Source organism: Vibrio sp. 10N.222.55.C6 (assembly GCF_041473395.1).
Taxonomy (GTDB): domain Bacteria; phylum Pseudomonadota; class Gammaproteobacteria; order Enterobacterales; family Vibrionaceae; genus Vibrio; species Vibrio crassostreae_C.
Map to the genome: position 1 here is coordinate 167,885 of NZ_JBFRSD010000034.1, position 14,502 is coordinate 182,386.

Here is a 14,502-nt window from a genome sequence, read left to right on the forward strand (position 1 = left end):
AGTTATTGAAGTAGTCTCAAGGAAGAACATGCGTTATTTCCCAATGTTTTTGGATGTAGAAAATAAGCCAATCTTAGTGGTTGGTGGGGGTGAGGTTGCTTGCCGTAAAGTCGATAGCTTACTACGAGCGGGAGCGGATGTGACTTTGGTGTCTCCCAAGGTAGCGCCTTACTTAAAGCAGCTTGTGGACGAGAACAAGCTTCACTGGGTTCAAAACTTTTACTCGTCACAGATCATATCGAAAAATTACTTGCAGGTTTGGGCCACAACAGACAACCCAAGCTTGAATCACCAAGTGTATAATGATGCGAAAAAACTGGGCATTTTAGTCAATGTGGTTGACGATCTTCCTTACTGCGACTTCATCACACCTTCGATGATAAATCGCGGCAGAATCCAAATTGCCATCTCTAGTGGCGGGGCATCACCTGTTTTAGTAAGAAATATCAGAGAAAAACTCGAAACGGTATTGCCACAAAACATAGGTTTGATAGCAGACTTCGGTGCATCAAAACGCAATTCAATCAAAGAGTCATTCCCAACCGTCGACGAGCGTCGTAAATTTTGGGAGCGTTTCTTGTCATCCAGCTTTATCGAGCAGGTGAATGACAGAGAGCAGTTAGAGTCTTACTACCAGCAAGCGCTAACCGAAGGCATTGATAGCGAAGGGCAGGTCACTTGGATTGAATTCGAGCAAGATGTCGAGCTGTTGTCTATGAAGGCTTTACGTTTGATGCAGGAGGCAGAGCTCGTACTTTCACCGAGCGATTGTCCATTTGAATTTATCGACCTGTGCCGCCGAGATGCAGAAAGAGAGAGCTACGCCAACAGCGGAGAGCTATCAACAAAGCTTGAGCAAGCAAGAGCAGAGAAATTACGAGTGTGTGTGTTTATTCCACCAGCAAGCGTAGAGTTTAATCTGTTGGTCGGCAAAGATCTAAAATTGTCAGCAGCCCAAGTACTCAGTTGAGGTAATTGCTTCTAGTTGAAATGAGAGCTTTCTGGTTGTTTGAAATCGGCTAGAGGCTCGGAATAAAACTAAAGCTGGACCAGATAAATAAAAAGCCACTTCGAGAAGTGGCTTTTTGCTATTTCAAACACGACATTGTGCTGATGAATGAGCAACCCAAATAGGCGGTCGCTCAAACTCAATAATTAGTCGCGGAAGTTGTCAAACTGGAAAGGTTGACCAAGTTCACCGCCGCGAACTAGAGCCATAACAGCTTGTAGGTCATCACGCTTCTTACCAGTAACACGAACTTTGTCGCCTTGGATAGAAGCTTGAACTTTAACTTTGTTGTCTTTGATTAGCTTAACGATCTTCTTAGCGACATCAGTTTCAATGCCTTGCTTAAAGATAACCGTTTGGTGCCAAGTGCGACCTGTTTGGTCTGCCGCTTTCGCTTCCATCGCGTTAGGATCAACATTACGCTTCGTTAGGTTGCTGCGAAGGATATCGCGCATTTGCTTCAGTTGAAAATCGTCTTGAGCAGTCAATTTTACTGATTCATCTTTGTAATCAAAGCTTGCGTCAACGCCGCGGAAATCGAAACGAGTCGATAGTTCACGGTTTGCGTTGTCTACTGCGTTACGCAGTTCTACTGCTTCTACTTCAGAGATAATGTCAAATGATGGCATTGTGTTGTTTCCTTAAGCTAAGTTTCTATCTTTAATTGCTGTTGCAAGCATGTCTAGCATTGTTGCAGTATCTTCCCAGCTTAGGCATGGGTCAGTAATCGACTTGCCATATTCTAGGTTGTTAATGTCTGTCATTGGCTGGTTGCCTTCAATAATGAAGCTCTCTGCCATAATGCCTGCAATTTGGTTCTTGTTAGATTTAATTTGCTCACAAATGTCTTGTGCAACTTCTAACTGCTTACGGTGTTGCTTCTGACAGTTAGCGTGGCTAAAGTCTACAACCAAACGTTGAGGTAGATCGAATTCAGCCAGTTGCTTACATGCAGTATCTACAGATTCAGCGTCGAAGTTAGGGCCTTTATCACCACCACGTAGAATAACGTGACCGTATGGGTTGCCAGAAGTACGGTAAACCGTCATGCGGCCGTTCTTATCTGGAGAGTAGAAGTAGTGTGAAGCATGTGCTGCACGAATTGCATCGATAGCAATCTTGATGTTGCCGTTGGTCGCGTTCTTGAAGCCAACAGGGCAAGACAGTGCAGAAGCCATTTCACGGTGAATCTGAGATTCAGTTGTACGAGCGCCAATCGCACCCCAAGTGATAAGGTCTGCAATGTACTGACCTGTGATCATATCAAGGAATTCAGTCGCGGTAGCTAGGCCAAGCTTGTTGATATCTAGCAGAAGCTTACGAGCTTTGTTCAAGCCTGTTTCAAGTGCGTATGAACCATCAAGGTTAGGATCTGTAATCAAACCCTTCCAACCTACAACAGTACGAGGCTTCTCGAAGTAGGTTCTCATTACAACGAACAGTTCATCTTTGTACTGGTCTTGAATTTTGCTTAGGCGCTCAGCGTAATCAAGTGCCGCATCTGTATCGTGAACAGAGCAAGGGCCTACGATAACTAATAGGCGGTTATCACGACCAGTTAGGATATCTTCGATTTGGCGGCGAGAATTTTTAATGCGCTCAGCAACGTCGTCAGTAATAGGGTGTGCATTGCCTAGTTCGGCAGGAGTTGGCATAGGACCCAGAGCTTGGGTTCTCAACTCATCAGTTTTTAATGGCATGTGATAGCTTTTTTATTCTATTGCGAAGTGGTTAAGATAACGGAATTGAACAGAGGAATAAACTCTATTGAGTCAAAGTTATCTCAGTTATTGCTAATATTCTTATTTTTATCAGCAGGCCAGCGTCAAATAAGGGATTTTCACTTGTATTAACAGGCAGCTATCGGTATTTTCGTTTGAACACAACATAAAAATGCTGGAGCAGCAATGACTCAAGAAAATCAAAGCACTTTGCACCCAGAACTTGTCTTAGGTGATGTGCTGCCTTCTTATAACGATAATAATAATTCCAACCACTTATACGTTTCACTATCAGAATTGGTGATGGATCGTGTCTTTTATCACCCAAGTATCGAGAGTCACTTAGATACTTTGACTGATATTGAAAAAACGTCTTTAGATGCGATCCTTGGCGATAAAACTGTCGATGAGCATTTTGTTTCGACCTTAGTGATTGCCATTCAAGCTGCCGTTCAGCCAAATCACACTTCTGTTCGTATCGCATTAAGTAGTGCAGACAGCTATGGCTTCCGTTCGCTACTTGGCGGGAACTGTGAAGCTGAAGAGATTAACCCTGCACTAGGTGTTCGTGGCGTTGCTCGTTACGCGACACCAGAATACAGCAAGGCTTTCGCTTTAGAATGTCAGGTTATTAAGGCATTACGTGAGCAGGGCATCAACGTTGAAGTAGTTGTGCCTTACGTTCGTGCGTTAAGCGATGCCGCTAAGATTATTGACCTGCTTGCCGAGCAAGGGCTACCACGCGGCCTTAACGGTTTGAAAGTACTGTTCTCGTGCGATGTGCCGTCTGCAGTGCTACTGAGCGAACGTTTACTGCATTACTTCGATGGTGTAGTGGTAAACGTTGATAGCTTAGCGTCTTTCACTTTAGGCGTAGACAAACACAATGAAGCTCAGCAGCACGCTTTTGATCCACAAAACGAAGCGGTTATTACCTTGTTGGATATGATTGTTAAAGCAACCCTGAACGCGAAGAAGCCAGTGCTGCTAGTAACTCAAGGCTTAGTGGATTACCCACGTCTACAAGGTTACATAGCTGATCTTGAATGCGTAGAAACGGTCGTGACTGCGTAAATCGATTAGCTTGCCTGATAAGCCGACTTAAGGCGCTAATGCTTTGAGAATGAAAGAGATATCATTGTGCGATGATATCTCTTTTTTATAACATTTTTTTGACATTCTTATCGCTAGTCGATTAACTGGTCTGATGACTAACTTGGCTAGGTAATTCGAATGTTGACCCCTCTACAAAAAGCAAATTTCTACTTAAGCATGTTTGGCTTTTTCAAAGTCCCACTTATCTGGTTGTGCCGACCAAAACTACTCGCGTTGGACAACCAACATGTTGAAGTGAAAATCCCGCTTAGAAGGCGTACTAAGAATCACCTTAACAGTATGTACTTTGGCGTTTTGGCTGTAGGTGCGGATGTCGCGGGTGGGTTTCTTGCGATGAGCAAATCTCAGCAGCAAGGTGAAAAGATCTCGTTGGCTTTTAAAGAGGTGACGGGTAACTTTTTGAAGCGCCCTGAAGGTGATGTGCATTTCACTTGTAACGACGGTGAGCTGATCAACACTATGCTGGCAGAAACCATGTCGACCGGAGAACGGGTCAATCAACCCGTAACCATTATCGCGACTTGCCCATCTTTACATGGTGACGAGCTGATGGCGGAGTTCACGCTTACGCTTTCAATTAAGAAAGTCCCTTCAAGAAAATAGCGATTAAATAATAGATTTTGGTTTAGAAGTCATGGGTAACGTTGAAGAGATAAAACAACGGTATGTGAATGGTTTCCACATACCGTTATAGAGAACTTTATAACGGCTCTATGACTCTTGAGTGATCTGCTCAATATCAACTATTTTTGAACGGTTCATAACGATCTTCCAACGGTAGTAGGTTGGTTCGTTATCATGGTTGTTCTCTTTAATGATCAGGTTGAGAAGATGACGCTTTTCTACTGATTCGCGGCTCACTTGTCCTTCATTCAAGCGGTAGATCTTGTTTGAGCCTTTATCCATCAACCGTGTCAGCGCTCTTAGGCTGATCGATAACGTTTCACGAGTCTCCTCATAACCACTCATAAAGGTCGATGTCGACATCTCAGTATGAGAGCGGTAATGCAAGATTTGCTCTTCACGTTGTACCACACGCTTTTTACGGATCGACTGAATGCGATCTGCAAGCTTAGAAAAATTTGCGTAGTCCAACCATTCCAGTTTATGGCCTACTGACTTGTTGGTCGTTGGATCATAGTAACGACGCTTCCATTTTGGCTTGCCTTTACGCAGCCAGCGCCAAAGGATGTCTCTCAAGTCATCTTTAAAGATCTCACGCAGTGCGTAAATGAAAGACATTGCCACGATGAAAGAGGCGGTAATCTCACCAAGAAAGTCACGAGCCAAGATCACAGTAGTGGTCACGACAACCATCACCAAACCGGTCGCGATGCCTTTCACGGCACGCTTAACGTTCTTACCCATCGACGTTGTCTTTTCTTTAAGCACGATAGGGTGTTCAATCAAACGACGCAGCAAACGCATCTTGTTACTCAAGCGGGTAACGTCCTCTCGAACTCTTGCTGAGTTGTAGCGGTTCAGTTTACGGTGCGCGGTCTCTTTATCACAAAGCGTTAAGAGTCGTTCTTTAATCGTTGAATACTCACTACCTCGTGGCATGTGTGAAACTAGCGATAGGAACTTTTGTTCGGTATACCAAGATAGGTAGTTATCGATATTAGCGTAGTAGCGCTTGAGATTTTCTTCGTAAGGGATGCTTCGGCGTAGCTTCTTCAAGATATCTAAAGCCAATTCAATGACTTCATCTACTTCATCAGCCGTTACGTCGTCACTATCAGTTTTATTTAAGCTGCTGACTGCTTTATCTAACGCGATAACATATTGGTAGGCAAACAGACTCAAACTGACACGATACTGTGTTGTAGATAAGCGTCCACGTTTTGCCAAGCGACTGTGTACCAAAGGTAAAAGTGTTTTGTCACTATAGTAGGCACGTTTTTGAGTGATTGAGCTGTAGAAAAAGGCACTTTCAGAAAGCACTTCAGGAGTCAGTCCAAGTTCACCGGGAATGAATAGATAAACGTCCATGTCGAGCTTTTTGGTCTTAGCCATGGCATGGTTAATTTTGAGTGTTATCGCATCTTGTTTATCAACGGTGATCAACGATGTCTCCTAGAATGTAAAAATATGAATGAAACTAGCGAAAGCATATCAGAGATCACGTATAATCTCCGCCAAATTTAAAGTAGAGACAACCTTGATGATTAATATTGGTCAAATAAACAACTTAGAAGTAGTAAAACAAGCAGACTTCGGTGTATTCCTTGACGCGAGCGACTATGGAACCGTGTTGCTGCCGAAACGATTTACTCCTGAAGGTGTTGAAATTGGTCAAAAGCTAGATGTTTTCTTATACATTGATTCTGACAACCAGATCGCTGCAACCACTGAAAAACCAATCGCTCAAGTAGGCCAGTTTGGTTTGATGACGGTTGAAGGTGTTAACAGCACTGGTGCATTCATGAGCTGGGGCGTGAAAGGTAAAGACCTTCTTGTTCCTTTCAGCGAGCAGCGTGGCCGTTTAAACGAAGGCCAGTCAATCTTAGTATATGTGTATATCGATAAAGCATCGAGCCGTATCGTTGGTACAACGAAGTTCAACAAATGGTTAGACAACACGCCTGCTACTTATAAGCAAAATGAGCAAGTTGATCTCATTATCGCTGAGCGCAGCCAATTGGGTTACAAAGCGATCGTGAACGGTGAACACTGGGGTATGGTTTTCCCATCTGACATCATCGGTAAGCTGTTCATTGGTAAAACACTAAAAGGCTACATTAAAAACGTTCGTGAAGAAGACGGTAAGATTGATTTGTCTCTTCAGAAGGTTGGTGTGGCTAAGATGGATGACCTAAGCACTAAGGTTCTTGACCTGCTTGAGAAGAAAGGCGGTTACCTGCCTTTGAATGATAAGTCTTCTCCTGAAGTTATTTTCTCTGCATTCAGAACCAGCAAAGGTACGTTCAAGAAGACAATTGGTGGTCTATACAAATCTGGCAAGATCACTATCGACAAAGAAGGTATCAGCTTAGTTAAGTAAGCGGTCCTTTCGGTCAAAAAAAAGCCCAAACCTTCCTGTTTGGGCTTAGGGGAAAGGGCTCCGAAGAGCCTACGCTAATCGTCTTAATCTTTTGACTGTTAGATTGAAGTCTAGTTTAGATTCTCTAAAGTGCGATTTTTCTTTTTGGAAATAGTGGCTTGAATTGATATTTATGTAATTAGTTGTTGATTTACAAGCGCTCGCACACTGACTTATATGGCCGATAGAATAGAAAAAGCCCAAACAATTAACGTTGTTTGGGCTTTTGTTTATCTAGCTGTATACAGGGAGAAAGCTTTAGAATAGGTTCTTATCGCGCACTAACTCGCGTGGTAAACCGTTCTTCACTCGGTTGCCAACCCATTTACCAAGGCCGATGATTGCACCGTTGTACTTCACTAGTACTTCACCTTTGCCAGACAAGCCTTCAGGGCGAACATCGCGTCCCATGAACCATTCACGAGCATCTTCAATGCTTAGCTCGACAACATTAGCTTCATTACCTGTTGCAAGCGTTGTCGCCACTTGGTGCTGCCAGCGGTAACCTTTTTTATGGGTTTCGGCGATCTTGATTCCCATGCGAGAAAAACGGAACTCACCGATCATAGGCTCTAGCGCTTCTGGGAATAGCCAAACGTCTTTGTCGCGAATCCAAACCTGAGTATCGCTTGGCAATTCGATATCGAGAGTACTCATTAGTTGTTCAGCGACTTCTTGTTGAGTTTTCTTTGATGCTTTTTCAAATGGGAATTTACCCATACGTTTTTTAACTTCTGGTGGAGTAACAGACGCTAATTTACGGATACGTGCAACAAAGAAACCTTCTGAGTCATAAACTTGAGGGAAGATGTGTAGAAAGCCTTCCTCTGTCGTGGTTGCTTTTGCGTTGTCGAATAGTGATTCAAGAGATTCAAATTCAACCGCATCACCAAAGGTTTCTTTTAAGTGATGACACACTTGTTGGTTCTCTTCGGTGCTAAGCGTACACGTTGAGTAAACCAAAACACCATTAGGTTTAAGAGCATGGAATGCACTTTCAATCAGATCTTTTTGCGTGTCGGCAATATCGACCACAGATTGATACGTCCAGTTCTTCATCGCATCGGCGTCTTTACGAATGGTACCTTCGCCAGAGCAGGGTGCGTCTAGCAACACAGCATCAAACTGTTCTGGTAACCAACCACCAAAAACTCGACCGTCAAAGTTACTTAGAGCGGCATTACGAACGCCACAACGTTCGATGTTAGCGTGAAGGACTTTCACACGGCTTGCTGCATACTCATTGGCAACCAATACACCGCGATTATTCATTAGCGCAGCGATTTGCGTTGTTTTAGAGCCGGGTGCAGCCGCAGTGTCTAGCACCGCTTGGTAATCAGCTTCGCCTTGGAAAAGTGCCGAGGGTGGCATCATCGAGCTGGCTTCTTGGATGTAGAAAAGACCAGACATGTGTTCTGCCGTATTACCTAGTGGCGCTTCACTTTCGTCCGCTGTAATCCAAAAGCCCGTTTCACACCAAGGTACAGGTTCCAGTTCCCAGCCTTTCTCTTTTGCTCGTACTAGGAAGTCTTCAACACTGATTTTCAATGTGTTGATTCGAATACTTTTACGAAGTGGTTTTTGGCATGACGCAACAAAAGAAGCCATATCTAGATGACTAGGCATGATTGCTTCGATGTGCGTTAGGAATTCTTCAGGAATATATACGTTAGCGTGCAAAAGAGTATCTCGATTTATTGCATTAATGCGGGGAGTTTAAAGCAAAATGAGGCCGTCCTAAACCATATTTGCAGCAAACAACAAAAATGCAGCCTAATGGCTGCATTTTGATGAAGAATTAATCTTCCAGAAACGTCAGAGAGTTCACTCTATGGACGAGGAATTGCGGTTCTCCATGATTTCCACTCATCTTCGGCTTGAGGATAGAGGTAGAAAGACTGATCTTCGCTTGCTACTGGTTGAAGTTCATTTGTCGGTGGCGTTGAGAATGTAATACCACCTCTTAACAAGCTGTCTACCGTTCCGGCTTTGATGTTTGCGCCTGACAGGCCGATAGAGACATCGACGCCCGACACGTTCCAGAACACGGTGTTTGCGCGGATTAGATACGCGTAGTCAGGTTCTATTTGAATCGTAGATATGATGCGATCAGCAAACTCGCCCAGCTGAACATCTATAACACTGCCAATTTCTAGTTCACGGAATAGGATAGGTGTACCTTCAGATACTGAGCCGCGCGTTTCGCTTTGCAGTTGGAATATCTTGCCTTCAGGCTGCACAGGTCCTTTGCTAAGCTCAAATTTCGTGTTTCTTTCACCTTTGCCCGGGTCTACGTTGATGTGTTTAGAGAGCAGCGCAGAGACGTTTTTGATGCCATTAAGGCCAATCTCAGGTTCTGCCAACCAGAAGTGACTGTTCGTCACGGCAATCTTGTCGACGTACTCAGGTAAAATACGCGCAGTAATTTCAATACCGCCCTTGTTGAAGTTCGGAATCACTAAAGTAACCTCACCAACAGTGACACCTTGATATTTGATCGCCATGCCCTTGCTGACTTCTTGATCGCCAGAAGAGGTGATAGTAATGGCGCGGCCAAACTTTCGGGCAGATTTTGAATCTTTGTAAAGCTTCCACACATCACCAAGTTTGTTGTCGATTCCTGGCAGAGAGTCAAAAGCAATACCGCCTTGGATAAGGGTTTTAACTGGTGCCGCTTTAATGCTGATACCCGATAGCGACGCATCAACCTCAACGCCTGATCGGTTCCAGAAAACAGTGTGCTTGTTGAGTAAGTGCGTGTAACGATTTTCGATTGTGACTTTGATTCTTACGCCACCGTCGGCAAGCTGAAAATCAGAAATACTACCCACTTGTAGGTTGCGGTAGAGGAGTGGGCTGCCTTTAGATATTGAAGGTAACTCACTGGCAAACAAAGAAAGTGTCTTTGAACCAGACTGATTAAACTTAGCAATTTCTGCTAACGACTTACTTTGGAAAAGTTGGTAGTCCGTTCGAGCTTCAGATTTACCTTCACTCACAAAGCTAATCGAGCCGGTAAGAAGCTGTTTTGCTGGTGGGACCGTAACACTCAAGCCTGATTCGGTTAGCTCTGCAGTCGCACTACCTGTCACAAAGAAACGGTTGTGGCTTTTGATAAGGTGCGCATACTCATTATCGATAAGTGCATCCATGAAGACTTCGTGTTTTTCAGAGCCCGTACCAACACCATCAACTAATCCCACATGGATGATAGAGCCAACGGCAATGCCTTTGTAGAGAAGTTGTGTACCGACATCTAACCCGAACGAATTGTTCGACGTTAAGCGAATCGCAACGGATTTCTCTTGTTCCTGACTGAATTCATTTTTGCGGATTGCAGTAAATCGACGCGCCTTTTCACCTTCACCCGGTACCAAGGTTAAAAAGTTACCTGTCACTAAATTGGCAATGTTTTTCATGCCAGTAAGCGACAATTCAGCCTCTTCTAGAACGAATTTACTGCCGCTGTTTAAAAAGTCACTGAATGCCGGTTGGATAGCGGCAGATGCAACGACGTTTTCACGCCCTTCACTTAGCGATAAATCAGTGATTTGACCGATTTCAATGCCGCGATACATGATCGGAGCACCCGTTGCACTGATTTTATTATCATCGGGAACGGCAATCTTGATAGAGATACCTCGACCCGCTGTTTTCAGATCTGGGTAGAGTTTGAACTTAGTATTCATCTCAACCGGTTGGCCTTCTCCTGGAGAGTCGACCGCAATTGAACCGCCAAGCAATGCACTTAGGCTCTCTAAGCGAACATCAACACCAGAAAAGCCAATACTGGCACCTAAGCCACTTACATTCCAAAAACGGCTTTGATCGGTAATGATATGGCTGTATTCATCTTTAATTGACGCTTGAATGGTTACGGATTTAGCGTTGTCGTTTAGCTGGTAGTTGTAAACCTCACCAATGGGGATTTTACGATAAACGATTTGAGAGCCAACAGACACACCACCTAGATCTTTGGTCGTCAATGAGATGTTTAGACCTTCAGAAGCCAGCAAATCAGAAGGGGACGACTCTAAAGCCTGAAAAACGGTTTCTGGCTCTTCTTTAGTTTCGCTAGGATGTATAGCGATATAGTTACCTGAAACAAGTGCATCTAACCCAGAGATACCCGACAAACTTGCTGTCGGTTTTACAAGCCAGAAACGAGTGCCTTTTGAGAGTAGCTTCTTCGCTTCAGGGTAGATGTCTGCATCGACATAGATGCTCGATAGATCTTTGGATAAAGTGATGTCGCGCACCATACCCACTTCTAAGCCTTGGTAACGAATCGTTGTTCGACCTGCGACTAAACCTGCGGCATCTGAGAAGTATATTTGCACACGTTGCCCAGCATCGTGTATCGATTTCATGACCAACCAACCGGCTAAGGCGACGGTTAATATCGGCAGAATCCACAAAGGTGAGATGCCTTTGTTTTTCCTTACTTCTGGTGAATATGACGTTTGTGATTGGTTATCGTTGTTCATTCACTGACTCATCTTTAGAGGTGTAGTTATCCCAAATTAGCCTAGGATCTAAGCTTTCCGCTGCTAGCATCGTGAGAACAACCACGACGCCAAAAGCGACTGCACCATAACCTGGTGTAAAGTTTAAAATTTGTCCGCGGTCGACCAAGGTCATCATGATCGAAATAACGAATAGATCCATAACCGACCATTTTCCCACCCATTTCACGATGAAATAGATGGTCATACGTTGTCTGTGGTAAATCGTACGCTTCATCTTGATACAGATTAAGATGTACGCGAGGCCCAGTATTTTCGCGACGGGAACGACGATACTGGCAATGAAAATGATCGCTGCAATGCCATACATATCGCTATTTATTAGCGACGCGACACCGGAAATTATTGTGTCTTCTAGCCTTTGTCCGTTGGTGATAAGGATAGAAATCGGAATGACGTTGGCTGGCACAATAGCCACTGATGCGGCAAACAACAGTGCCCATGTCTTCTGTATAGAGTAGGGCTTGCGGTGGTATAAGTCATGGTGACAACGCACGCAAGTATGCCCATCCGGTTGAGATAGGTGGCAGTTGTGACAGTGTACGTTCTTACTTTCAGTAAATGAGTAGTCAGATTCTTTTGTCCAAGCTTCCCAGTAGCGACGCACGCTGATGCGGCTTACCAACAATACACTGAAAAGCTGCAGAAGAATGAGGCCAACCAATCCAGGGCCGACAAAAATATCTGAGTAATCTTGCAGTTTGAAACATGAGACCGCCAAACTTACCAGAAACACATCCAACATCATCCAATGTTTTAATGTCTGGATGATGGCTAACGCATACCTAAATGGTGTAAAAAATTTGAATCGCAATGATAAATGGGTAATGAGTACCGATGTACACACGAGCAACGGAGCGATCGAACTGCAGAACAGGATCAGCAAACCAAGTAGAGGAAAGCCTTCGCCCATTAAGGTAAAAACACCCGATGGTAACGTCGCGGGTATCATGACGCCAATCAGGCGAATACTGATGAATTCAAAAAAGTGCGATGGGATAAACAGCAATAAGCAGGTAATTGCGATTGCTAGGTTTCCAGAGAGGCTAGGGGTACCGCCTCTATAAAGCTGAGTTCCGCATCTTGGGCAGTAAGCTGATTTCCCTAAAGGGATGTCCATTTTATCTACGGGAAGTTCGCAGCCCTGGCAAAGACGCACTGAGCTGCTGTCGCATTGGTGTTTTGTTGATAAAGGGTTGGTTACGGATGGGGAGGTCACGCGACCTCCCAAGTTGAAACGTAAGTTAGGTTAGCAACCCGACTTAAAGACTCAGAGCCACAAACATCAGGCGTGCGATTGCACACTACCGTAGAGTGTTTGATAGAGTCCTTGTTGTTCAACCAATTCACCATGTGTTCCCGTCTGTGTGACTTGTCCATCTTCTAAAACATAGATTAGATCGGCTTGTTTCACCGCTGATAATCGATGAGCCACTATCAAAGTTGTGCGATCTTTCAAAAACTCGCTCAACGCTTTATGCAGTGCTGACTCTGTTGCTGTATCGAGTGCAGATGTCGCTTCATCAAGAATAACAAACTTAGGATTGCTCAGCACCATACGAGCTATTGCTAAGCGTTGTCGTTGACCACCAGACAGTCGAACGCCATTCCTACCAATTTGTGTATCTAAGCCATTGCTCAGTTGCTTGATGACATCTTGCATTTGAGCGACTTCAAGCGCACGCCACAACGACATTTCGTCGTATTCAGCACCAAGGGTCAGATTATGCCTTAATGTATCGTTAAAGAGTATAGGTTGTTGTAAAACAACGGCAATTTGATTGCGTATTACATCAAAGCTGATGTCATCGGTTGTTTCACCGTTATAGCGAATGCAACCTGAGTCTGCTTGGTAAACCCCAATCAGCAACTGGATTAACGTAGATTTACCCCCTCCACTCGCACCGACCAAAGCGACTTTTTTACCTGCAGGGATGTGCAGCGATAGCCTATTTAAAACAGTGTTTTCTAATGTGTAAGAGAATGTAACGTCTTCGATGTCAACTGTCACTTCTTGATCTTCAGTAAATGGGTTCACTTTACTGATAGGGCGCTTCTCTTCTTCTAACTGAAGAAGATCGTTGATGCGTTGTAGTGCCGCTTTCGCGCTATACCAAGAGAATTGAATCCCTAGTAGCTCTTGGACCGGGCCTAACATGAACCACAAGTAGCCAAATACCGCGAAAATCTGACCAATGGTTAAGTCACTGAATAACACCATTAGCATAGCGACGGCACGGAAAAGCTCGAAACCTAGTAAGAACAGCAGAAACGAAACACGGCCAGCAGCTTCAGATTGCCAAGCGTATTTGTCTGCATCGATTCTTACTTGGTTTGCTTGAACCTTAAGTTCATCGAGAAAGATACGTTCTTTATTCGCCGCGCGCAGTTGGTAAATGCCATCTAAGGTTTCCACCAAACGGTTTTGAAAGCGCTCAAAAGATTGGTTTTCGTATTTCTTAAGGTGTTTGACCCTGCTGCCTAGTTTACGGGAGAAATAAATCACAACAGGATTGACCAGTAAAATGAACAACCCTAAACGCCACTCTAGCCACAACAGCACGATCGCTGTACCGAACACGGTCAGGAAGCTGATGATAAATTTAGAAAGAGTCGAGCCAATGAACTTATCTATTGTCTCTATGTCTGTTATTAGGTGGGCGTTGATACCGCCGCTGCCTTTGGTTTCGTATTGTCTAATACTGATGCGACCAAGCTTATCTATCATCTTGCTGCGCATTTGATAGGTAATTGTTTTGGACACAAGCGTAAACTGACGCCCTTGCAGAATGTTCAACGCTTGGCTAACGGAGCGCATGATAATCACTAACAACAAAGTTAGTGCTATATAGCCAGTCGGTGTTTGTAATGAAGATGGAAGTAGGTGGTTCATCATCTCTAAGCCTGAAGCGGGCTTATCGAGTAATACTTCATCAACCATTAATGGCATGAGCAACGGGATAGGGACACTAATGAGAGTTGCAAATATGGCAATAATGTTAGCAAACAGTAATTTGGACTTGTGTTTTTTTACTTGAGTTATTAACCAAGAACGGCTAATAGTGTCTTCTGAATTGTTCATTGTAA

Annotated in this window: 11 protein-coding genes; 4 read left to right on the forward strand and 7 right to left on the reverse strand. The window is 44.1% G+C overall.

The annotated features are described in order from the left end of the window. Window positions 1-28 precede the first annotated feature (28 nt). A complete protein-coding gene (locus tag AB4486_RS18665; protein ID WP_017059700.1) occupies window positions 29-970 on the forward strand; it encodes a bifunctional precorrin-2 dehydrogenase/sirohydrochlorin ferrochelatase in 942 nt (313 codons plus the stop codon). A gap of 185 nt (window positions 971-1,155) precedes the next feature. Here the strand turns inward: AB4486_RS18665 and AB4486_RS18670 are convergent, their stop codons facing one another. Both AB4486_RS18670 and AB4486_RS18675 read right to left on the reverse strand, forming a co-directional pair. After that, window positions 1,156-1,638, reverse strand: coding sequence for a YajQ family cyclic di-GMP-binding protein (locus AB4486_RS18670; RefSeq protein WP_017063832.1), 483 nt, complete (start codon window positions 1,636-1,638; stop codon window positions 1,156-1,158). A gap of 12 nt (window positions 1,639-1,650) precedes the next feature. Next, entirely contained in the window at window positions 1,651-2,709 is a 1,059-nt protein-coding gene (locus AB4486_RS18675) for a 3-deoxy-7-phosphoheptulonate synthase (protein WP_017059698.1), read from the reverse strand. A 207-nt stretch (window positions 2,710-2,916) separates the two neighbouring features. Here AB4486_RS18675 and AB4486_RS18680 point away from each other — a divergent pair, with 207 nt between their 5' ends. Together AB4486_RS18680 and AB4486_RS18685 are read left to right on the forward strand one after the other, a co-directional pair. Next, window positions 2,917-3,804, forward strand: a complete 888-nt coding sequence (locus tag AB4486_RS18680) for a putative PEP-binding protein (RefSeq protein WP_372118120.1) — start codon at window positions 2,917-2,919, stop codon at window positions 3,802-3,804. Window positions 3,805-3,963: 159 nt separating this feature from the next. Next, window positions 3,964-4,449 carry a PaaI family thioesterase gene (locus tag AB4486_RS18685; protein WP_372118123.1) on the forward strand — a complete coding sequence of 162 codons (486 nt, stop codon included), beginning with the start codon at window positions 3,964-3,966 and terminating at the stop codon, window positions 4,447-4,449. A gap of 108 nt (window positions 4,450-4,557) precedes the next feature. On the opposite strand, the gene AB4486_RS18690 is transcribed toward AB4486_RS18685, so the two are convergent. Beyond that, window positions 4,558-5,913 carry a hypothetical protein gene (locus tag AB4486_RS18690; RefSeq protein WP_017063834.1) on the reverse strand — a complete coding sequence of 452 codons (1,356 nt, stop codon included), beginning with the start codon at window positions 5,911-5,913 and terminating at the stop codon, window positions 4,558-4,560. A 28-nt stretch (window positions 5,914-5,941) separates the two neighbouring features. Between AB4486_RS18690 and AB4486_RS18695 the strand changes: the two genes are divergently transcribed. Continuing rightward, window positions 5,942-6,850 (forward strand): S1 RNA-binding domain-containing protein, encoded by a 909-nt coding sequence (locus AB4486_RS18695; protein WP_372099266.1) that lies wholly within the window; start codon window positions 5,942-5,944, stop codon window positions 6,848-6,850. A 297-nt stretch (window positions 6,851-7,147) separates the two neighbouring features. On the opposite strand, the gene rsmF is transcribed toward AB4486_RS18695, so the two are convergent. From rsmF to AB4486_RS18715, 4 genes are all read right to left on the reverse strand, one after another. Continuing rightward, window positions 7,148-8,569 (reverse strand): 16S rRNA (cytosine(1407)-C(5))-methyltransferase RsmF, encoded by a 1,422-nt coding sequence (rsmF, locus tag AB4486_RS18700; RefSeq protein WP_372057972.1) that lies wholly within the window; start codon window positions 8,567-8,569, stop codon window positions 7,148-7,150. 149 nt (window positions 8,570-8,718) lie between these two features. Next, window positions 8,719-11,376, reverse strand: a complete 2,658-nt coding sequence (locus tag AB4486_RS18705; protein WP_372118126.1) for an MlaD family protein — start codon at window positions 11,374-11,376, stop codon at window positions 8,719-8,721. Then, entirely contained in the window at window positions 11,363-12,646 is a 1,284-nt protein-coding gene (locus AB4486_RS18710) for a paraquat-inducible protein A (RefSeq protein ID WP_065585048.1), read from the reverse strand. The genes AB4486_RS18705 and AB4486_RS18710 overlap by 14 nt, the downstream gene beginning before the upstream one ends. Before the next feature lie 54 nt (window positions 12,647-12,700). After that, window positions 12,701-14,497, reverse strand: coding sequence for an ABC transporter ATP-binding protein (locus tag AB4486_RS18715; protein WP_017059690.1), 1,797 nt, complete (start codon window positions 14,495-14,497; stop codon window positions 12,701-12,703). Window positions 14,498-14,502: the final 5 nt, after the last annotated feature.